Below are 20,781 nucleotides of genomic sequence, written 5' to 3'. Positions count from 1 at the left end.
TGAGCCTGTAAACGTCTGTCCGCAGACGTTTTTTTATTTGTTGTGGCAATATGACAGGGGGGGCGCCGGAAGGTTGCATCCCGGTTTGAGAAAAGAGGTCATCCTCATGCCTCTTATGCAAAATTGTGAGTTTGATCGCCTCTGGTGAACAGCATATCCTACTGTATGAAATGTGAGCTATGGCGCGAATGGGCGGTATATCCCTTCTTATAATGGCGAAAATTTCTCAATCGGAGCCGAAGGGATGCCGGCCTTTATCGATGTGGAATATTTGCAGGGATGGCGCCTGTTTGTCGTGCTCTCCGACGGCACCACGGGGGCGCTGGATCTCACTCCCTGGTGTACCCAGCCCCTGTTTGCGACGCTCGATTCGGAGCGGCGTGTTGCCCGTGTCTTCATCAACCGCCACCACCAACTGGAGTGGCCAGCCGGTTGCACCCTGTCGGCCCACGAGGTCTACCACCTGATCATGCCCATCGACGAGCGGGAAGCCTTCAGTTAACAGGCTTTGCACTTGTTCTTTGTCCGAGCGTCATTATGCCGGTCATCGCGAGTGACGGTTTCGCCCCGGTCACTTTCACCCTGTTTTCGAGAGCATGGCGAGCCTTTCGTTGCGTGCGCCCCATGGACGACTCCCGAGATAAGTCTGGCTAACCCACTGAGACAGATAACGTTTTCAGTCACAGACAGGCGCAGCCATGGGCCACTATCATGGCTGAAAACGGGTGCATCAGGCACTTGCGCTCACAGCGGGAACATAACAATGAAACAGGGAATGTTGCGTCATGGCGGCCTCATCGGAGCCGCCCTGTTACTTTCTGCCTGTGGTGGCAGCGGCACGGCGGGCGGGGAGGCTGGCACACCGGTCGTCAACCCTCCGATTGCCCATCCTCCCGTGGTAACGGCCAGTCGCGCCTGTTACGGGGATGCTCAGCCAGCCTGCAACTTGCGCATCTATCAGGTGATGGTGGAGTCCTTCGTCGACGGGGACGGCGGCGCCAACTACGGTGTCGGCTACGGCCCCTCCCAGCACAACGGCGATCTGCAGGGGATCATCGACAGCCTCGACCACATCAAGAGCCTCAACGTCAACGCCATCTGGCTGACCCCGGTATTCGACTCCTGCGCCGGTCAGGGCGGGGACGACAGGCTGGACGCCACCGCCTACTTCGCCTGCGACTTCTTCAACGTGGATCCCAACTTCGGCAGCAACGCCCTGCTCAAGAAACTCGTGGATGGGGCGCACCAGCGCGGTCTCTATGTCTTCCTCGACGGGGTGTTCGGCCACGTGGGCAAGGTGGGGGTGAGCAAGCCCTCCCCCGCGGGGCGCCTGCCCGCCCTCAAGAGCGGCGGTGCCGGCTACCCGGGCCAGCTGGTGGATTACAGCCAGCCCGAGAGCCTGGCCTACTTCAAGGAGGTGGCCCGCTACTGGGTCGAGCAGTACGGCATCGACGGCTGGCGCCTCGATCAGGCTTATCAGCTCGGCCTCATTGAGTGGCGCGCCATTCGCGCCGAGGTGGAGCGGGCCAGCGCGGCGCGCAAGGCGGCTGGCCAGCAGTGGGGCACCCTGGGTTACATGGTGGGGGAGGTGTGGAAGGGGGTCGACGAGATCCGGGCCCAGGCCTACGGGCCGAGCGACAACCCGGCGCTCTCCTCGGCGTTCGACTTCCCGCTGCGCTACGGTCTGGTACAGGCGCTGGCGGTGGAGGAGTCCGGCAAGGGCGGCCAGGGGGCCAGTGTGCTCGACGCCAGCTGGAACAAGGTGGAGAACTACCCGGACTACGCCATGCCGAATCTGATGCTGGGCAACCACGATCTGGTGCGCTTCGGCGATCTGCTGGAGCGCGGCAACTTCAATCCGGCGGATTACTGGCAGCGCCACAAGGCGGCCTTCAGCTTCCTGGCGGCCCGCTCCGGCCCCATCACCCTCTACTACGGCGAGGAGTTTGGCGACGAGGTGCCTGGCTTTGCCAATCAGGTGGGTGGCGATTGTGCCGCTCAGGGGCTCTGTGACGATCACGTGGCCCGCAGCGACGGCAAGGTGCCCGGTGCCACCGGCTTTGTGCCGAGCGGTGAGCAGGCCGAGCTGAAGCAGTGGCTCAGCCAGCTGCTGGCCCTGCGCGCCGCCCACCCCGCCCTCTATCAGGGAGAGCGGGTCAAGCTGGTGGCCGAGGGGAGCGTCTATGGTGACATCAAGCAGACGGCGGGCGAGCAAGTAGTCTACCTGCTCAACGTCTCCACCACGCCCCAGAGCTATGCGGTGCCGGCCAGCAAGCTGCGCAGCGGCAGCGCCCTGGTAGATCTGCAGAGCGGCGAGCGCCTGGCCATCGGCAGCAGCAGCCTGACGGTGACGCTGCCCCCGCTCACCGGCCGCTTCCTGTTGTTGCAATGACGCTCCGGCCGTGTTCCGCATGATGAAAAAAGGGCCCCTCGCTGGGCCCTTTTTGCGGGTTCAGGCGGCCGCGCTCTGGCCCCGGTTCTCCAGGCGCTGGCGAAAGGCGCGGGCGAGGCGCTCGTAGAGGTCCTTTGCCTCTCTGTCCTCAATATCGCCACGTATCCAGGGATTGTCGATGATCTCCAGCAGCACGCAATCCCGCCCCTGCTGGCGCAGATCCACCCCGAACAGACCGTTGCCAAGCTGGTGGACGGCGCGGCGGGCGGTCTGCAGCACCCGCTCCGGCACTTCGGTGAGTGGCAACGCCTCGATCCGGCTCATGTCGAGGGGGTGCTTGCGGCGGCGGATGCGGTTGCCGGGCTCGGGGCGATAGCGGCGGCAGGCAAACAACGGTGAGCCGTCGAGAAAGCCGATGCGCCAGTCGAACTCGGCGGGGATCCGGCTCTGCACCAGCAGCAGGGCGGAGCGCCCCAAGCCTTCATCCAGCAGGCGAGCAAGTTGCTGCTCGTCGCTGGCCATGGCGAGGTCGCGCCCCTGCGCCCCGTCGGGCACCTTCACCATCAGTGGCAGGCCGAGCCGCTGCACCAGCTCGTCCACATGGTGACGACCGCGGCGGGTCACCACCATGGTGGGGGGCATGGGTACGCCGCTGCGCACCATCAGCTCGTAGAGGTAGAGCTTGTTACTGCAGGCCAGGATGGCGCGGGAGCTGTCGATCACCGGCATCTTGAGCTGTTCGGCGCGGCGGGCAAACTCGAAGGTGTAGTGGCCGACCGCCGTTTCGGCGCGTAGCCAGAGGGTATCGAACTCCGGCAGCCGTTCGATGGCAGAGGGAGCCAGGATCTCGGCCTGGATCCCCTGGGCGGCGGCGGCCTTGATGAAGCGCGTCAGTGCCAGGGCATCGCTGCTGGCGCGGCCGTCGTTGGGGTCGACCAGGATGGCGAGCTGATAGAGGGGGGCCGCCTGCTCCTCATCGCCGGTCCCCACCAGCGCCTGGGCGTGGTGCAGCATCAGGGCCTTTTCGCTTTGGCTCAGCTCCAGGGGGGAGAGGCTCTGCTGCTGGCGCACCGACCAGCCGTGGCGGCCGCGCTTGAGGGTCAGCTCCTGCAGCGGCAGCTGGCTCAGGCCGTAGTAGTAGCGGGCCAGCCCCGCCAGCTCGCTCTGTTCGCTCTGGCCGAAGATGGCGCGCACCCGGATCCTGTCCTCGCTCTGCTGGGCCAGCCACCCCTGCAGCTTGCGCCACAGTTTGGCCGGCGGTTGCTGGGGTTGCAGCACGCTGATGGCCTGCAGGCCGGGCAGGCAGTGGTGACCGCGGGCCTGGGCCAGCAAAGAGCAGTAATAACCCGCGCTCAGGTGATCCAGATTACGACAGAGGTTGATGATGCGGGGGCGCCCGCCGGTGGTGGGCACACCGTGTTGCAGGTAGGTGCGGGCGGTCAGCAGATAGTCGGCATGGCAAGGCCAGTCGCCCAGCTCTTCGACGATGACATAGGTACTCATATTTTCGGCTCCACAGAAAGGACTGCCTGAAACGGCAGGATCCCCAGTGGGCTTCGATGCACCGACAAGCACGACAATGGCGCGAGGGGAAACAAGAGGTTACAGTGCCTAATATCTGCCTTGGTAACTTGTGATACAAGTCGCATTTTTGGTGCTGAAGATAAATAACCGAACAAGGACTCCCCGTGTTGACCGTACGAGCGGCCCGAACCGATGATGTGGGCGCCATCGTTAAGCTGGAGCGTTACTGCTTCCCCCCCGAAATCGCCTTCGGCCGTAGCCGCTGGCACTATCTGCTCACCCGGGCCAGGGGGCGTACCCTGCTGCTGCTGGATGAGAAGGAGCAACTGATGGGGTATCTCAGCCTGCTGGAGCACAGGGGCTGGGATCGACTGGTGGTGCAGACCCTGGCCATCCGCTGGACGGTGCGCCGTCTCGGCTGGGCCCGCCGTCTGCTGGAGCAGGTGATCCGCGAGGGGCGGGAGGCCGGCTGGAGGGCCATCCGGCTTGAGGTCGGCGAGAGCAACGAGGCCGCGCTGGCCCTCTATCAGGGACTCGGATTCAGGTTGCAGCAGAGGCTGCCGGATTACTATGGCCATGGCCAGCATGCCCGGCGGTTGGTATTACCGCTGAGGGAAGAGGGGGCCAGCGGCCAAACGCGAGAACACCAGAGTGAGGCGGCACCCACCGCCGAAGGAAAGGGGCGGGAGCGTCGGGATGAGCTGCGATAACTGCCTGGCCACCGCCATCAAGGCCAAGCTGGGGCGCTGCCCCGTGTGCGCCGCCCAGACCTTTGCCATCGGTCTCGCCGGCTGGCTGGCCTGGTGGTGGTTTGGCGCCGACAGCTCGGTCAATGCCCTCACCAGCCTGCTGTTTGCCCTTGCGGGATCGGGCCTGTTTGCGCTGCACCTGCTGGTGTTTCTCTGGCGCAAGGGGACGGGCCGCGAGCTGGATGAAGAATGACATCGAATGGGTTCAAGAAGACAGATAACAATGGAGGTTCAGATGATAGCAATGGTAACGGGCGCGTCGTCCGGATTCGGGGCGGCCATCAGCCGCCTGCTGGTGCAATCGGGCTACCGGGTGATAGGCACCGGTCGCCGCGGTGAGCGCCTGGCGGCACTGGCGGACGAACTGGGGCCAGACTTTATGCCGCTGGTGTTCGACGTGCAGGACAAGGCCGCGACCCGGGCCGCCATTGAGGGGCTGCCTGCCGCTTGGTGTGAGGTGGATCTGCTGGTCAACAACGCCGGACTGGCCCTGGGGCTGGAGCCTGCCCACAAGGCACATCTTGAAGACTGGGAGCAGATGATCGCCACCAACATCAGCGGTCTCACCCTGCTGACCCGGCTGCTGCTGCCGGGCATGGTCGAGCGCAATCGCGGTCACGTGATCAACATCGGCTCCATCGCCGGCACCTATCCCTATCCGGGTGGCAATGTCTACGGCGCCACCAAGGCGTTCGTGAAGCAGTTCAGCCTGAACCTGCGCGCCGATCTGGCGGGCACCGCTATCCGGGTCACCAATGTGGAGCCCGGTTTGTGCGGTGGCACCGAGTTCTCCAACGTGCGCTTTCACGGTGACGATGCCAAGGCGGCTACCGTCTATCAGGGGGTCGAGGCAATCCAGCCGGAGGATATCGCCAATACCGTGCTCTGGGTCAGCCAGCAGCCCGCTCACGTCAACATCAACCGGATCGAGATCATGCCGGTGGCCCAGACCTCGGGCCCGCTCCATATCAGCCGTCGCTGAATCCCGGTGGCGTCGAGCAAATGAAAGGAGGCACCCTCGGGTGCCTCCTTGCTTTGGTGAGCCCCTTACAGGCTCATGATCTTCTTGAACTCCTCTTCCGAATACTTTTTCTCCGTGCTCTTGGTGAGATCCGTCATCAGCTTGTAGCGCAGATCCTTCGCCATCTGGTAGGTCTGCTCCAGCTGGCCGTAGGAGTAGTCGGAGGCCAGTTCCACCGCCGTGGCCTTGTCTTTGCTGTAGGCCTGTTTCAGCGTCTGATCGAGCAGTGCCACCTCCTTGTAGAGTTTGCTGCTCTCCTTCTGCCAGACGCCCCGCAACAGCGGCAGGTACTTGTCAGGATTGGTGCCGGCCAGTGCAGTCAGGCTGCGGAACTGCCAGTAGGCGGAGTCATCGGAATAGGTGTCGCTGCCGGTGCGATAGGGCAGGGGATAGGATTGCAGCGTGTTGTAGAGCGGCACCATCACGGATTCCGCGAGCACGCCGTAGCTTTGCCAAATCAATCCCTGGAACTCCCTGGGCATCTCCTTGCGCAGCTGGATGACGTGGGATTCGAGCTGGCGATCGATGCGGATCGGCCGCTCCGCCTTGCCGGCCAGCGGCGTCCCCTCATAGGTGGCGCTCAGCACCCTGGCCACATCGGCCACGGCGATGGGGGCATCGGGTTTCATGAAGAGCGGATACTGCTCCTGGCGGGTCGGTTGCTTGTGAGAGGCAGTCAGCATCTGCTGGCCGAGCCACTCCCGATCCACGTTGTAGGGGTCGGCCACCACGCCGAACGCCTTGGCGAAGTTGAACGATGCCGGGTCGGCCTTGTCCAGCAGCTTGTGCTGTTGCACGAACTCCAGCAGCTTGGGCGAGTGCAGCACATCCGGGCTGTCCAGATTGACGCCGTGGATGCGCAGGCCGTTGGCCACCATGGCGTAGCTGTCATCCGGCACCCGCACCGCGATCCAGTGGTGGCCCGATCCTATCTCCATCAGCCAGGCCTCGTTCACGTCCGCCAGATAGAGGCTGTTGCCCTCACCGGCACCATATTTCTCCACATAGTCGCCGAGCAGTTTGACCCCCTCCTTCGCGCTCTTGGCCTGGGGCAGGATCAGGGTGGGGATGATGGCCTCGATGACCCCCTTCTCTATCAGCGGATCGGCCTTCTTGGCTCGTTCGTTGACCTCGGCACTGGTGGTGGCCGAGATGGCGACGTTGAACTCGTTGATACCGCGCTCCTCGTAATACTTGCCAGCGGGATCCAGGGTGACGGCATCCCAGTCATGGATCGAGGAGTAGGCCAGGAAGGCCTTGGGCATGGGTACTTCCAGCCCGTTGCCCAGTCGCCAGACCTTCTCCTCGTTCTGCTTGGCGGGGTGGAAGGCGAGGTACTTGTTCCAGTTGTTGATGCCGAAGTCTTCGTTTCTGGCGAGCATCACGCTGCCATCCGTGCTGGCGCCCTTGCCGACGATAAGGCCAGTGCAGGCGTCGGCACTGGTGCCAAGCAGGGTGAACAGGGTGGCGGAGAGCAGGGTCAGAGAGTGTTTTTTCATAGAGTTGCCCGAGTCATTGAGGTGGGTAAAAGTCAGGCGGTGGGATGGATAGCTGTTGCCGCAGGCCAGAGGCGGCACAGGCAGGTGCCGGTGAATAGGTCTGTAAATTTATCAATATGCAAACATTTCATCCATAACACTGCTTGCAGGTCATATTCTGCGCTAAGTATTGTATTTCGTTGTGGTCATTTGTTTTGTGATCTTGGCGCCAATCCCTGATTTTTGACGCAGCCGTGACCGGATGGCGGAGCCCGAGGGGAAAACCAGGGGGCTGAGGAGTCATGATTCTGACGCCGCTGACCCTACCATCCGGTGCATTCCCCATGTCGGCAGGCTTGTGGGCCCGTTTGCCAAGTTGGCCTGTAACTTGCTGGTTTTATTGACAATGGTGAGGCCTGACGCCTCACGTCACCGAATCAGCCCACCCGTCACGCAGACTGGAGCCCTTTTTATGGATATCAAACCCTACAGCCAGCAGCTTGCCCAGAGCGCCTCCAACTCCCGTGCCCTCGCCACCCTCGGCAGTGCCGGGGCGGGTGGTCAGGAGGGCGGCTGGGAGGAGCTGGTCAGCCTCTCCTCCCAGCGGATCACCGGCCAGGCCCAGCAGGTGCTGACCTATGAGCATCTGGCGAAGAACAGCAAGCTACCCCCCGTGCTGGACATGAACTCCGACAAGGGGGCCGTGATGCAGCAACTGGTGGACAAGGCGCTGGGATTTGATCGCAAGAAGTACAACGAGCTGGAAGAGCAGTTGCAGACGATCGCCGGCGACAAGACCCTGACCGCCGAGGAGCGGGAGCAGCAGAGCAAGACGCTCAAGGAGCAGCAGGAGGCGATGCTCAAGGAGGCCATGGATCGTCTGACCGGCAAGACGAGCAAGAGCGAGACTGCCACAACGGCCTGAGTTTGTGTTGCCGGATGCCCGCCAGCCTTGCCGGCGTCGGCCAGCATCGGCCAGCGGCGGGCAAGATACTGCCACCCGTTTTGACCTCACTTCCCTGCAGGCGCACAATGTTCCGGCATCGTTCAAGCCGAGGAGTCCGCCGTGTACAACTTCCAATATGCCAATCCGACCCGCATCTGCTTCGGTGAAGGTCAGATCGCCAGCCTGCCGGCGCTGATCCCGCCGGGTAGCCGTCTGCTGGTGCTCTACGGGGGCGGCAGCATCCGGCAAAACGGCGTCTATGAGCAGATCCGCCAAGCTTTGGCCGGCATGGAGTGGCAGGAGTTCTCCGGCATCAGTGCCAATCCCAGATACGAACGTCTGATGGAGGCGGTTGAGCTGGTCAAGCGCGAGCGCATCGACTTTCTGCTGGCGGTCGGGGGCGGCTCAGTGGTGGATGGCACCAAGTTTGTTGCCGCGGCGGCCTGCTACGAAGGGGATGACCCCTGGGATATCTGCGCCAATCAGGCGGACGTCGCCAGAGCGTTGCCCCTGGGCTGCGTACTGACCCTGCCGGCCACCGGCTCCGAGAGCAATCCGACCGCCGTAGTGAGTCGGGGGGATGCCAAGATTTCCTTCAGAAGCCCATTGGTGCAGCCGCAATTTGCGGTGCTCGATCCCGCCACCACCTACAGCCTGCCCGCCCGCCAGACCGGCAACGGGGTGGTGGATGCCTTCGTCCACGTCACTGAGCAGTACCTTACCTTCCCGGTCGGAGGCGAGGTGCAGGACAGGCTGGCGGAGGCCCTGCTGCAGGTGCTGGTGGACAATGGCCCCAGGGCGCTGGCGGAGCCCACCAACTATCAGGTACGCGCCAACCTGATGTGGGCCGCCAGTCTGGCGCTCAATGGCCTGATCGGCTGCGGGGTGCCGCAGGATTGGGCGAGCCACGCCATCGGCCACCAGCTGACGGCGCTCTACGGGCTGGATCATGGCCAGAGTCTGGCGGTGGTGCTGCCCTCGCTGCTGCGAGAGCGGGCGGCCCAGAAGCAGGAGAAACTGGCCCAGTTTGCCGAGCGGGTGTGGCACTCGACCCGGGAAGACAAGGCGCTGCGCATCGAGGAGGCGATCATCCGCACCGAGCAGTTCTTCCAGCAGATGGGGCTGCCGACCAGGCTGGCCGCTTACGATCTCGGCGAGAGCTGCATCCCCGCCATCTGCTCCAACCTCAAACGGGTGGGGCGCACCGCCCTGGGGGAGCAGCAGGACATAGACACGGACGTAGTGGCACGGATCCTGGTACGGGCGCTGTGAGCCCGTCAGGCAAGTGCACAATAACAAGGGCCGCATCATGCGGCCCTTGTGGCATCCGGAGGTGTGATTACTCGGTTCTGGCCTTGATATAGCCAGCGTAATCGGGGATCTGCACGCTGAATTTTTGCTGCATGTGGGGGCTGTCCATGATGAAGTCGGCGGTCGCCTCGTTGGTGGCCACCGGGATGTTCCACACCGCCGCCAGGCGCAGCAGGGCCTTCACGTCCGGATCGTGGGGCACCGCATTGAGGGGATCCCAGAAGAAGATCAGCACGTCTATCTTGCCCTCGGCGATCAGGGCTCCCAGCTGCTGATCACCCCCCATGGGGCCGGAGAAGAGGCAGGTGATGGGCAACTGGGCATTTTTGCCGAGCATGGTGCCCGTGGTGCCGGTGGCATAGAGATGGTGGAGCTTGAGCTCCTCCTTGCGGCGCATCACCCAGTTCAGCAGGGCGGTCTTCATGTTGTCGTGAGCCACCAGGGCGACCCGCTTGTGAGGGGCCATCTCGCGTGCGATCTGTTCCATGGAAAATGTCCGTAATCATGTGATGGGAAGATGAGGCGTATCCTAAACGAAAGCCGTGGCGCTTGCTGTACCGGTCGCGCTAACTGTGATCCTGACGGACAGTTTTGCGGGCCGGCAAACGAAGACACCCGCCGTGGCGGGTGTCGGATGGCATGCATGGGGCTCACTCAGGAGTCGTGATGCAGCTGGGATTGCTGGTAATTCTCCAGGCCGATGCGATCGATGAGATCGAGCTGGGTCTCCAGCCAGTCCACATGCTCCTCTTCATCTTCCAGTATGTCCTGGAACAGGTCGCGGCTGACGTAGTCCTGCACCGACTCGGCGTAGGCGATGGCCACCCTGAGATCGGGGATGGCATCCAGCTCCAGCGACAGGTCGCAGCGCAGCATCTCCTCCACCGTCTCACCGATGCGCAGCTTGCCCAGATCCTGCAGGTTGGGCAGCCCTTCCAGAAACAGGATCCGCTTGACCAGTTCGTCGGCGTGCTTCATCTCATCGATGGACTCGTGATACTCCTTGTGCCCGAGCGCCTTGAGGCCCCAGTCATCGTAGATGCGGGCGTGGAGGAAGTATTGGTTGATGGCAATCAGCTCATTGGCCAGCACCTTGTTGAGGTGGGCAATGATCTTGGGATCTCCTTTCATCGACAGTGCTCCTTGGTTCGTGCCTGCGGCCTCGATCGTTAGAGCTTAGTCGAGAAAAGTGACAAAAGAAGGTCAGACGAGCCTGCTCGTCTGATGGGAGGGGTGAGTCGGCAAAGCCGACAGATGGCCGGTTCAGGCTACTTCGTAGTAGAGCGGGGGCTGTTCCTTGGCCAGTTTGTCGAGCTCGGTGGCGATGATTTCCATGGTCATGCGCACACACTTGCCACACTGGGCGCCGACTTCCAGCTCCTGCTTGAGCTGGCGAAACTCGCCGCTGCCTGCCTGTACCGCCTTGCGGATCTGGGTATCTGTGATGCCACGGCACAAACAGACATACATAGTGATTACCTCATGCTGCAATGAAGGAAATCTAAATGAGAATAGTTCGTGATGCAAATAACCATTGGTAATAAGTTGCCCCGCTTGCCACTCATCCACCCCTTGGGGACAATGCCCTGTCACAGAGGGGGATCATCATGCTCAAGAAACTGCTCGGCGCCCTGTTCGGGAGCCAGTCACCGCAAGCCGCCGAGGTCACGCCCACCGAATACGCCGGTTATCTTATCTACCCCGAGCCCATGGCGGAGGGGGGCCAGTACCGGTTGGCTGGGCGCATCACCAAAGAAGTGGACGGCACCCTGCTGACCCACAGCTTCATCCGCTCCGATCTGTTTGCCAACCCGGCCGATGCTGAGCGCTTCATGGTGCAGAAGGCCCACACCTTCATCGACCAGATGGGGGATCGCATGTTCGAACCCAGGGTCAAACCGGGCGACAACTCCGCATCATGACGCCATCAGAGGTGGGAGACTTGCGCCAATGCCTGGCCCGTACCGGTGAGCGGCGGCTGATCTGGCTGGAGGGGGAGCAGGCCGACTGCATTGCCCGTGCCGATGCCCTGTTCGGCGAGACAGTCTTCTGGCTCGGGGAGGGGCCTGCCTGTCATAACCCCCTGCCGGCAGCCAAGGCGTTGCAGCGGCTCGGGCAGGAGTGCGACACCCTGGTGCTCAACGCCTTCAGCGGCTTTCACCCAGACGCCTTCGGGGCGTTGGCAGGTACCCTGCGCGCTGGCGGTCTGCTGCTGTTGCTGACTCCGCCGAGGGCGCAATGGCCCGGCTACCCGGACCCGGATCGGGTGCGGCTGGTGGCCCGGCCCGAAGAGGCCGCGCAGGCGGGGCACGGCTTTATCGCCCGGCTGGTGCGGTTGCTGGAAGGGGATCCGGCGCTCTCTTTGCTGCCCCGGGACGATGGCGAGCCCTGGCAGCCGTTGGGGCCCGATCGTCCCTTGAGCGACGATCAGGCCCTTGCCCTGCCCGCCATCCACAAGGTGCTGCACGGCCATCGTCGCCGTCCGTTGGTGCTGAGCGCCGACCGTGGCCGTGGCAAGAGCAGCCTGTTGGGGATCGCCGCCGCCGAATTGCTGCGCCAACAGCCCGATCTGCAGATAGTGGTGACGGCCCCGTCCCAGGGGACGGTCGCCACCCTGTTTGACCACGCGGCCAGAAGGCTTGGCACCACGGTGGACAAGCTGGCTGGCCTTACGTATTGCTCGCCGGATCGGCTGGTACAGGAAGGGCTGCAGCCCGATCTGCTGCTGGTGGACGAAGCCGCCGCCATCCCGACCCCTCTGCTGGAGGCCATGCTGGCCCGTCACAGCCGCATCGTCTTCGCCACCACGGAGCACGGTTACGAGGGGACGGGGCGTGGCTTTCATCTGCGCTTCAAGCGGGTGCTGGACAGGGAGACGCCGGACTGGCAGGAAGTTCACCTGGCCTCGCCAATCCGCTGGAGTGCCCGGGATCCGCTGGAGCCGCTGGTGTTTCGCCTGCTCGGCCTCAACGCCGAGGTGGCAGCTCCCTTGCCGCCGACTCATTCGCGCTGGCGGATGATCGCGCAAGACGTGTTGGCAAAGGACGAAACGCTGCTCAACCAGATATTCGGCCTGCTGGTGCTGGCTCACTACCAGACTACGCCAAGTGATCTCAGAGCTCTGCTGGAGAGCCCAAGCCTCGATATCCACCTGCTGGAAGAGGCGCAGAGCTTGCTCGGGGTGGCTTTGGTAGCGCGGGAGGGCCAGATAGAACCCGAGCTGGCGGAGGCGATCTGGGCTGGCCGGCGGCGACCGCGCGGTCATCTGCTGCCCCAGTCATTGCTGGCCCACGCGGGGTGCAAGACGGCTGGGGAGCGCAGCTACGCCAGGGTGATGCGCATCGCCATCCATCCCGAGCTTCATCGCCATGGTCTCGGCTCGCTGTTGCTTGGCCAACTGGAGGCGCACTACCGCCAGGCGGGCCTCGACTACCTCGGCTCCGCCTTCTCGGCCAGCGCCGATCTGCTGCCGTTCTGGCGCAAGGCGGGGCTGGTGGCGCTGCGCATCGGGTTGCAGCGGGATGCCGCCAGCGGCAGCCACGCCGCCCTGCTGCTCAAGGCGCTCAAGCCGGAACATGAGCCCGAGCTGGCCCTGTGGCGACGGCGTTTCGTGGCCCAGTTGCCGACCCTGCTGGCGGGGGAGCTCAAGGGGCTGGACCCAGAGCTGGTGTGGCAGTGTGTGCAGGGCAGCGAGCCTGTCTCGGGTGAGCCGGACGAGTTCGTGTGTGATGAGCTGGCCTGCTTTGCTCACCATCACAAGCCGTTCGAGCTGTGTCAGCCCAGCCTGCAGCGCTGGCTGGCGGGCAATATTGACCGGCTCGCGCCGCTAATGGCCGACGAGCGCCATCTGCTGATCGCCACCATCTGGCAATATGCAGACTGGACCCGTCTGGCCGGCCGGCTGCAACTGGCGGGCAAGCCTGCGCTTATCAAGGCGCTGCGTGCCCTGCTGGCCCGTCTGCTGTAACCGTTGGCAACTTCCCCTTCAACGAAAACGACCCGCCAATTGGCGGGTCGTTTGTCATATCAGGTGGCCATGGCGGCGTTGGTCGCAGACTCCGGCGCTTGCTGCTCTACCGGTGGCTCGACGGCCGGCTCGGTTTCTTGCGGTTTCACCGGCGGCGCGACGACTGGCTCGGATTCTTGCTGTTTCACCGGTGGCGCGATGGCTGGCTCGGGTTCTTGCTGTTTCACCGGCGGTGCGACGGCCGGCTCGGATTCTTGCGGTTTCACCGGCGGCGTAACGGCTGGTTCGGATTCTTGCTGCTTCACCGGTGGTGTGACCGCCGGTTTGGGCTGCTTGATGCAGGGATGCCGGGTGCCCAGGGTGCTCAGGGGCTCGCAGGGGACGGGCAGACCGATGGGAACCGGGTCGCCGAGAAACTTGGGTCCCTTGTCCAGCACGTAGAGGTCGAGCAGCCCCATCACCCTGGCAAACACCTCCCGGATCCGGGTGCGGATCCCCTGATAGGCGCTGGGATCTTCGGCGTTGAAGCCGATGGCGTTGATGCCGAAGTGGTGGGCGATGAAGATGGCTCGCTCATTGTGAAAGCCCTGGGAAACCACGGTGAAGCGCTCCTGGCCGAACACCTCCTTGGCCCGTACCACGGAATCCAGCGTGCGGAATCCGGCGAAGTCCATGTAGATGGCAGCTGCCGGGATGCCCGCCTTGATCAGGGCGCGGCGCATCTGGCGCGGTTCGTTGTATTGCAAGGTGGCGTTGTCACCGGAGACCAGGATGTAATCCACCTTGGCGTTGTTGTAGAGCTCGGCCGCGGCCTTGATGCGGTACTTGAAGTAGTGGTTGGGGCCGCCACCTGCAAGGTATTTGGAGGTGCCCAGCACCACGGCTACCGGGTTGTATGGCACCTCGCTCACCTCGTCATAGGTGTATTGGCGGGTGTCGGAGACGATCCACTCGCCATAGGCCAGCAGCGAGGCAATCAGCGCCAGCAGCAACAGCAGGGAGGTGAGGAGGATCTTGGCAAACTTCTTCATGCGCGGTGCGATTCGGGTCTGAAGTTGAAGTGGTTTTCGGCATTCTATTACAACTCGGGGGCGGGCGTCAGACTTGATAGCAAGGGGCTGTCTGGCTGGGGCAGGGCTTGTCGCAGCGACAGAGGATAAAAAAGGGGGCAGCCATGGCTGCCCCCTTGTGCATCAAATGAATCAGTGCGCGGAATCATTCCCCTTGCAGGCGTCGGACTCCTTGTTGGCCTGCCACCAGGGCAGCAGTTCCCTGTTCAGCCAGGTCTGATAGGCGGCACTGTCGCTGGCGATCAGTCGATCCATCTCCCCCTCGAAGTCGCTCAAGGCCTGCTGGCGATCCGGGTTGCGCAGGGCCTGCGCCAGGGCCAGCCAGCTGGCGTTGCGACCGGTGTCGTTCAGGAAGCGGTGAACGGTATAGGACCAGGAGTAGACCATGTCGCCGCCCTGATCGTAATCGAGGTGGAGGATCTCCCCCAGGGTCGGCTGCCGGTCGGCGGGGCGGCCAGCCACATTGTTCAGACCGCGGGCGAAGCACTGGCCGTGGGCGATGTACTCCGCCAGCCCCTCCGCCCACCAGGTGGTGCGGTTGAGAGGGTACTGGCCGAAGCTGCCGTACTGGTTGAAGCGGGCATCCAGATAGTGGACGTATTCGTGGCGCAGGTTCCACACCTGGAAGGCGGGGCGCTTCCACTCCGCCTCGTAGGCGAAGAAGCGGGCCTGGTTGCCCGGACGAGCCGGATCCCCCTCGATATAGATGCCGCCATTGTCGGTGGAGACCCCGAACAGGGCGCCGCCGTAGCGGTTCCAGTCGGCGGAGGAGTCGAAGATCACCAGCTCGAGGGTCTCGTTGTGATCGTCGGCCACCGGCTGCGAACCCGTCTCCATCTGCTGGTGGAACTGCTGCTCCTCCGCTCCCAGCTCGCGGCAGATCTCCTCGGCCTGGGCCTGGGTCAGATCCTGGGCCCGCAGGCGCAGGGTGGGTGAGCAGGTGTGTTCGAACGGCAGTATGTCTTCCATCCGGATGGGGGTGCAGAGGCCGGCGAAGTCACCGCTGATGCAGGCCTCGCTGGTGCGATCCGTGTAGGTGAGGTAGTAGCTGGAGAGGGTCAGGGAGACATCCTCCAGCAGCGTGGCCGGGTGGGGGCCGCCCGGGATCAGGCCGTGGTGGCGCATGATGGCGATGACATCGCGGTCCAGCAGCTGGCGGTAGCGGGCCGCCTCGTCCGGTTGGCTGTAGCTCATCATCCGGTAGAGGCGACTGTGGGCGTCGAGGATGTTGTTGAAGACAAACAGATCCCGCGAGCCGTCACGCTGCTTCCAGAGCGACAGCTCGCTCATGCCCAGTTGGCGCAGGCTCTGGCGCAGGGAGGGCTCCTGTGCCATGAAGGTGGCGCTGAAATCGGCCTGCTGGCCGGCGTTGGCGCTCTGGTCGATCAGGTTGAGCAGCTCGAAGATGCCGTCAGCCCACGGCTTGTGGCCATTGATCAGGACGGCATGCTGCGCCGCGTAGGCGAGCGCCCGGTTGAGCTGGACCAGCATGGGGCCGGCGCTCTGACGAAACGCGCTTTGCTCCAGCTGCCCCTGGGCTGCGACGCTCCAGGCCTCCAGCACGGTACCGGCCTGATCCTGCGGTTCGGCAGTGAGCAGCAGGGGGTGATCGAGCAGTGCCATCATCACGGCCGCGAGTTCCCGGGCCACCTGATCGCTCTCCCGGCGCACGCCATCATGGTAGTTGTGGGCGCGCACATAGTAGAGCAGCTTGTCCATGGCCGGGTGGGTCGGCTGGTTGGCGGCCAGCAGGGCGCGCATGCCGCGCACCACCGCCATCAGTTTGGCGTCGTCGTGGCCATAATCGGCCTGCCAGGCGGGACTGTTCTGGCCGCTGACATCGGTGACCAGCTGCGCCGCGTCGGCATCCAGCAGCGTCGTGTCGGGCTGATCCGGCTCGCCGCAGGGACGGCCGTTGGGGCGGTGGCACGCCAGTAGCTCCTCCTTGCTGGCCAGTACGATGGGTCGTTGGATCACCCGGCTCTCCTGCCACTCGTCGGTCTCCGGCAGGGGTTGCCACTCACGGCCGCTGACCGGGTTCTGATAACCCGTGTCTTTCAGGGTCACCATCACCTCGCTGCCGGCCGGAATGACCTGGCGGCAGAGGCGGTAGCGAACGGTGTTCTCCCCCTCCTGCCGCTCCATGGGCTCGTCACACTCCTGCTGGATGGCGGCGGCCTGCTCCAGCTGCCAGCGATAGCTGCGCCAGACGTGCAGCTCGCTGACCTGGCTGGCCGCCAGGCTGCCGGGGACGGGCTGCAGGCGGAAGAACACCTGCTCCAGTCGGCCATCCCGCTCGCTCGGGGTCTCTTCTTTCACTTCCAGCTGTTGCCAATCCTGCGGCTGATAGTGCCACTCGGGATCGGCGCAGCGCCCCCGGGCGTTCAGTTCGCAGCGATCCAGCTCCTGCTCGGTATGACCCAGCAAGACGGGTTCGGGCAGGGGGAAGCGATCTGCACGGGAGGCGGTCGGCGTGCCGGCCAGCTGTTCCCAGTGCCCCTCCTTGAGGCCATAGCCGTAGTCGTAGCTGGTGGCGGGCACCGCCTTGCCGGCCGGCACTCGCTGCTCGCAGCTGAGATAGCGGATTTGCCAGCCCGCCTCGACCCGCAATTTGGGTTCGCTGCAGTGATTTTCAGCCAGCGAGGCGAGATCGCTCTCCTGCCAGTCGAAGCGACGATAGACCCTGAGTTGCTGATAGGGGGCATCTGCGTCGCGTGCCTTGAGTTCGTAGGTCACCTCGGTAACGCGGGGGGCGAGCTGGCGGTTTGATTCACCGGTCAGCCGGTAGTCTTGCCAGTCGGTGGGGGAGTAGTCGGCCTGTGCCTGGGCGGCAACAAGCAGCGGGGTGGCCAGCAGCCACCACCTTGAGCCTGAACGAGTCATTGTTATCCCTTCGTTTTTTATTGTCTACGTGGTGAAGGGAGGGCAATCTACTAGGCCCCAAAAGGATATCAACTGTAAATTAAAACACTGAAAAATAGATAAAATTTATATCATACGCCAGTTTGTGACTCGGACGGGGCTTGATTGAAAGTAAAGACTCACATGCGGCTTTTTTGAACGATGGGTAAAAACATAAAATGTGATAAACATCACATTTTATGTCCTGTCTCCCACGTGGATCCGGGCCGTGTGGGCCAGATGCTGACGGGAGGGCTTCAGGTTGCCGCCGAGATCGGGCCAGGGCAGCCAGTGATCCGGCACCATAAAGCCGGGCAGGGAAGCCTTGATCCAGGCGACCAGTTCGGCATGGGGAACGGGGTCTCCGTGCCAGTCGATAAAGGCGGCGGGGCGCTGCCCCCACTCGTCACTCGGCACCGGCACCACCAGCGCCTGGGTGATGGCAGGGTGATCCACCAGCCGCTGCTCTATGGTTTCGGGCTGGATGTTCTCCCCGCCCGAGATGAAGAGGTTGTCGAGCCGCCCCTCCACCACCAGCTCGCCGTTCGGGGTGAGGTGCCCCTTGTCGCGGGTGTGAAACCAACCCTCTTCGTCGAGGGGCAGCTCCAGCGCGCCATCACGGTAGTAACCGGCAAACAGGGTGGCGCCGCGCACGCAGATCTCCTGTCCCTTGATGCACAACTCCCGCCCCGGCAGCGGGCGGCCCACCATCCCCGCCCGGGTGGGCAGGGCGGTACAGACCTGGCTGCCCATCTCGGAGAGGCCGTAGCTCACCTTGGGGGTGAGCCCCATGGCGGCGAGGCGCTCGACCAGTGGCTGCGGGATGGCGGCGCCCCCGAGCAGCAGCTCGCGCAATCGGGTACGAGCAGGCTCGAAGCCCCGGGCCAGCAGACGCCAGAGCTGGGTCGGTACCAGGGACAGGTGGGTGATGGGCTGGCGCTCGAGCCGCGCCTCGAGGGGGCGGCTGCGATCGTCCAGCACCAGGGCGGCTCCCGCCAGAAAGACCCGAAACAGAATGGCGTAACCGCCGACATGAAACAGCGGCAGGGAGAGCAGCCAGCCACACTCTTCGTCGAGGGGAATGAGGGCTGCGGAGCCCCGTGCCGAGGCCAGATGGTTGGCCAGCCGGTGCACCACGGCCTTCGGTGTACCGCTGGAGCCCGAGGTGAGGATCATGTTGTTGAGCTGCTCTGGTACCAGCGGCCACTCGTCATCACCTGCTGCCAGCTCGCGGCTGAAATCGAGCCGCAGCGCCTGCCAGTCACCGCTCGGCATGTCGCCCGCCGAGCAGAAGGCCCGGGCGTCGAGGCGGCCGGCCAGTTCGGCTTGTCGGGTGAGCGGAAAGGCGGGATTGAGCGGACAGAACACGATGCCGCTGCGCACGCAGGCCCAGGCCAGCAGCACATCATCCAGCGCGCCGCGCACCACGGCGGCAAGATGATCCCCGCGGGTGAGGCCGGCCCGGGTGAGCTGGTCGCACAGGCTGTTGAGGCGCCGATCGAGCGTCCGGTAGCTCAGCGGGGTGTCGGCGTGGATGGCGATGCGATGGGGGGCGAGCCTTGCCCAGTGGCGCACCGGGCAAGGCTCCTGCATTGGGGCGGGGAAATCAGTCACGGTAAAACAGGGTCTCCAGGACGCCGGTGTCCGGCTCCCCGGCTTCGTTTAACAGATCCGCTGCCATCCAGCGACGGGTATCCAGCCCGGGGGCCTGCTCCGGGGCCCACTCTCCGGCGAGGTGGAACAGCTGGTTCAGGCCAAGGCCGGATTCGAAGCAGGAGGAGATGATCACCTTGAGCCGCAGCTCGCGGGCGCGGTTGATCAGCGCCTCGCAGTGGGCCAGCGAGCCGAGCAGCATGGGCTTGAGCACCAGGGCGCGCAGCTGCGGGATGGGCTCCCATGGCTTGCCCTGGGCCAGCAGCTCGTCCAGCGCCACCGGCATGCCGGTGCGGTTGGCGACAAAAGCGATGTCGGCGAAATCGGCACAGGGGTCTTCCAGATACTCGATCCGGTTCGGGTCCAGATGGCCGCAGAAGGTCCAGGCCTCCTCGCGGGTCCAGCCCTGGTTGGCATCCAGCACCAGCTTGAGGGTCGGAATGCGGTCGCACAGCAGCCGGATCAGTGCCAGCTCGTCCCGCATGGGATAGCGGGCCACCTTGAGCTTGGCTTTGTTGGGAGTGCGATGGAGCCACTCTTTCCAGTGTTTCAGCAACTCCTGGGGGGAGCCCTGAATAAGGGGATAGGGTTCGGGCAGGGGGGCCGTCTGCGCGGGCCAGACCCGGCGGGCACAGTCGAAGCCAAATTGCACCGAAGGCAGGCGCGGGGCTATGGGCTGCCCCGCGGCCAGTTGTTCCAGACAGGCGATGGCCTCGGCGTGTGCCTCGGCCAGGATCTCTTTGGAGAAACCGGGCAGGGGGGCTATCTCCCCCCAGCCGTCGCCAACGCGGACCAGCAAGCCCTCGCGCGCCACCTCCACCTTGCCGTGAAAGGTCAGGGGCTGGGTAAAAGGCAGTCGGTAGCGATAGAGGGCGAGTGTCATCAGGGGTTCCGCTTGTATTTGGAGAAGTCGGGGCGGCGCTTTTCGTTGAAGGCATTGCGCCCTTCCTGACCCTCTTCGGTCATGTAGAACAGCATGGTGGCATTGCCTGCCAGCTCCTGCAAGCCCGCCTGACCATCGCAGTCGGCGTTCAGCGCGGCTTTCAGGCAGCGCAGGGCCATCGGGCTGTGTTGCAGCATCTCGCGGCACCAGCGCACGGTTTCACGCTCCAGGTCGGCGACCGGCACCACGGTATTGACCAATCCCATATCGAGGGCCTGCTTGGCGTCATACAGACGGCACAGGAACCAGATCTCGCGGGCCTTCTTCTGGCCGACGATGCGCGCCATGTAGGAGGCACCCCAGCCGCCGTCGAAGGAGCCCACTTTCGGACCGGTCTGGCCGAACATGGCGTTGTCCGCGGCGATGGTCAGATCACACATCATGTGCAGCACATGGCCGCCGCCGACGGCGTAGCCGGCCACCATGGCCACCACGGGTTTCGGGCAGGTGCGGATGTCGCGCTGGAAGTCGAGCACGTTGAGGTGATGAGTCCCCTCGTCGTCGCGGTAGCCGCCGTAGTCGCCCCGGATCTTCTGGTCGCCACCGGCGCAGAAGGCCTTCTCGCCGAAGCCGGTCAGGATGATGGTGCCGACCTGATCGTCATAGCGGGCATCGGCCAGCGCCTGCAGCATCTCTTTCACGGTGCGAGGGCGGAAGGCGTTGCGTACCTGGGGGCGGTTGATGGTGATCTTGGCAATGCCATCGCCGGACTTGTGATAGAGGATGTCCTCGTAACCGGCGGAGCAATCGCGCCACTCGACAGGTGCGTACAGTTCCGCTTCCGTCATTGCCTCAATCATGGTTTTTTCCTTCTAGTCTGTTCGAG

The 20,781-nt window shown here is 64.0% G+C and carries 19 protein-coding genes; 9 read left to right on the top strand and 10 right to left on the bottom strand.

The genetic code is table 11. The features are described 5' to 3' along the window. Nucleotides 1–244: 244 nt before the first annotated feature. On the top strand, nucleotides 245–502 hold the full coding sequence (locus tag MRK42_RS18770; protein WP_354688509.1) for a DUF2442 domain-containing protein: 258 nt from the start codon (nucleotides 245–247) through the stop codon (nucleotides 500–502). A 261-nt stretch (nucleotides 503–763) separates the two neighbouring features. Beyond that, on the top strand, nucleotides 764–2,392 hold the full coding sequence (locus MRK42_RS18765; protein WP_342013131.1) for an alpha-amylase family protein: 1,629 nt from the start codon (nucleotides 764–766) through the stop codon (nucleotides 2,390–2,392). A 60-nt stretch (nucleotides 2,393–2,452) separates the two neighbouring features. Here the strand turns inward: MRK42_RS18765 and MRK42_RS18760 are convergent, their stop codons facing one another. Then, nucleotides 2,453–3,895, bottom strand: coding sequence for a RimK family protein (locus MRK42_RS18760; protein ID WP_342013132.1), 1,443 nt, complete (start codon nucleotides 3,893–3,895; stop codon nucleotides 2,453–2,455). A 185-nt stretch (nucleotides 3,896–4,080) separates the two neighbouring features. Here MRK42_RS18760 and MRK42_RS18755 point away from each other — a divergent pair, with 185 nt between their 5' ends. Genes MRK42_RS18755 through MRK42_RS18745 form a run of 3 tightly spaced genes read left to right on the top strand, consistent with a single transcriptional unit; the run spans nucleotide 4,081 to nucleotide 5,647 of the window. After that, nucleotides 4,081–4,626: an N-acetyltransferase gene (locus MRK42_RS18755; protein WP_354688508.1), complete on the top strand. Its 546-nt coding sequence runs from the start codon at nucleotides 4,081–4,083 to the stop codon at nucleotides 4,624–4,626. Then, complete coding sequence (locus tag MRK42_RS18750; protein WP_042072689.1) at nucleotides 4,613–4,858, top strand: DUF3624 domain-containing protein; 246 nt, start codon at nucleotides 4,613–4,615, stop codon at nucleotides 4,856–4,858. Before MRK42_RS18755 ends, MRK42_RS18750 begins: the two co-directional genes overlap by 14 nt. Nucleotides 4,859–4,900: 42 nt before the next feature. Further along, nucleotides 4,901–5,647, top strand: a complete 747-nt coding sequence (locus MRK42_RS18745; protein ID WP_223379245.1) for an SDR family oxidoreductase — start codon at nucleotides 4,901–4,903, stop codon at nucleotides 5,645–5,647. A gap of 65 nt (nucleotides 5,648–5,712) precedes the next feature. Here MRK42_RS18745 and MRK42_RS18740 read toward each other — a convergent pair whose 3' ends face one another. Continuing rightward, nucleotides 5,713–7,185, bottom strand: coding sequence for a C69 family dipeptidase (locus MRK42_RS18740; protein ID WP_354688507.1), 1,473 nt, complete (start codon nucleotides 7,183–7,185; stop codon nucleotides 5,713–5,715). Between the two features lie 451 nt (nucleotides 7,186–7,636). Between MRK42_RS18740 and MRK42_RS18735 the strand changes: the two genes are divergently transcribed. After that, the gene (locus MRK42_RS18735; protein ID WP_354688506.1) at nucleotides 7,637–8,089 is read left to right on the top strand and encodes a hypothetical protein; all 453 of its coding nucleotides are present in this window, start codon (nucleotides 7,637–7,639) and stop codon (nucleotides 8,087–8,089) included. 141 nt (nucleotides 8,090–8,230) lie between these two features. Next, the gene (locus MRK42_RS18730; RefSeq protein WP_354688505.1) at nucleotides 8,231–9,382 is read left to right on the top strand and encodes an iron-containing alcohol dehydrogenase; all 1,152 of its coding nucleotides are present in this window, start codon (nucleotides 8,231–8,233) and stop codon (nucleotides 9,380–9,382) included. Between the two features lie 67 nt (nucleotides 9,383–9,449). Here MRK42_RS18730 and MRK42_RS18725 read toward each other — a convergent pair whose 3' ends face one another. The 3 genes from MRK42_RS18725 to MRK42_RS18715 all read right to left on the bottom strand — a co-directional run bounded on the left by MRK42_RS18725 (nucleotide 9,450) and on the right by MRK42_RS18715 (nucleotide 10,891). Next, nucleotides 9,450–9,908, bottom strand: a complete 459-nt coding sequence (locus MRK42_RS18725; RefSeq protein WP_354688504.1) for a methylglyoxal synthase — start codon at nucleotides 9,906–9,908, stop codon at nucleotides 9,450–9,452. Nucleotides 9,909–10,075: 167 nt separating this feature from the next. After that, a complete protein-coding gene (bfr, locus tag MRK42_RS18720; RefSeq protein WP_042025922.1) occupies nucleotides 10,076–10,552 on the bottom strand; it encodes a bacterioferritin in 477 nt (158 codons plus the stop codon). Between the two features lie 132 nt (nucleotides 10,553–10,684). Then, complete coding sequence (locus MRK42_RS18715; protein ID WP_026456376.1) at nucleotides 10,685–10,891, bottom strand: bacterioferritin-associated ferredoxin; 207 nt, start codon at nucleotides 10,889–10,891, stop codon at nucleotides 10,685–10,687. A 137-nt stretch (nucleotides 10,892–11,028) separates the two neighbouring features. Here MRK42_RS18715 and MRK42_RS18710 point away from each other — a divergent pair, with 137 nt between their 5' ends. Further along, complete coding sequence (locus tag MRK42_RS18710; protein WP_354688503.1) at nucleotides 11,029–11,343, top strand: HlyU family transcriptional regulator; 315 nt, start codon at nucleotides 11,029–11,031, stop codon at nucleotides 11,341–11,343. Then, the gene (locus MRK42_RS18705) at nucleotides 11,340–13,388 is read left to right on the top strand and encodes a GNAT family N-acetyltransferase (RefSeq protein WP_354688502.1); all 2,049 of its coding nucleotides are present in this window, start codon (nucleotides 11,340–11,342) and stop codon (nucleotides 13,386–13,388) included. Before MRK42_RS18710 ends, MRK42_RS18705 begins: the two co-directional genes overlap by 4 nt. Before the next feature lie 59 nt (nucleotides 13,389–13,447). On the opposite strand, the gene MRK42_RS18700 is transcribed toward MRK42_RS18705, so the two are convergent. From MRK42_RS18700 to menB, 5 genes are all read right to left on the bottom strand, one after another. Continuing rightward, nucleotides 13,448–14,419, bottom strand: coding sequence for an ElyC/SanA/YdcF family protein (locus MRK42_RS18700; protein WP_354688501.1), 972 nt, complete (start codon nucleotides 14,417–14,419; stop codon nucleotides 13,448–13,450). Between the two features lie 171 nt (nucleotides 14,420–14,590). After that, nucleotides 14,591–17,341 carry a collagenase gene (locus MRK42_RS18695; RefSeq protein WP_354688500.1) on the bottom strand — a complete coding sequence of 917 codons (2,751 nt, stop codon included), beginning with the start codon at nucleotides 17,339–17,341 and terminating at the stop codon, nucleotides 14,591–14,593. Between the two features lie 216 nt (nucleotides 17,342–17,557). After that, nucleotides 17,558–18,952, bottom strand: coding sequence for an AMP-binding protein (locus MRK42_RS18690; RefSeq protein ID WP_354689062.1), 1,395 nt, complete (start codon nucleotides 18,950–18,952; stop codon nucleotides 17,558–17,560). Between the two features lie 13 nt (nucleotides 18,953–18,965). After that, nucleotides 18,966–19,895: an o-succinylbenzoate synthase gene (menC, locus tag MRK42_RS18685; RefSeq protein WP_354688499.1), complete on the bottom strand. Its 930-nt coding sequence runs from the start codon at nucleotides 19,893–19,895 to the stop codon at nucleotides 18,966–18,968. Beyond that, nucleotides 19,895–20,743 carry a 1,4-dihydroxy-2-naphthoyl-CoA synthase gene (menB, locus tag MRK42_RS18680; protein ID WP_267884107.1) on the bottom strand — a complete coding sequence of 283 codons (849 nt, stop codon included), beginning with the start codon at nucleotides 20,741–20,743 and terminating at the stop codon, nucleotides 19,895–19,897. Before menB ends, menC begins: the two co-directional genes overlap by 1 nt. Between the last annotated feature and the right edge of the window lie 38 nt (nucleotides 20,744–20,781).

Source organism: Aeromonas sp. 19NY04SH05-1, assembly GCF_040581895.1.
Classification (GTDB): domain Bacteria; phylum Pseudomonadota; class Gammaproteobacteria; order Enterobacterales; family Aeromonadaceae; genus Aeromonas; species Aeromonas enteropelogenes.
Note: the sequence above shows the minus strand (reverse complement) of the source record. Positions and strands in the feature narration are given on the sequence as shown.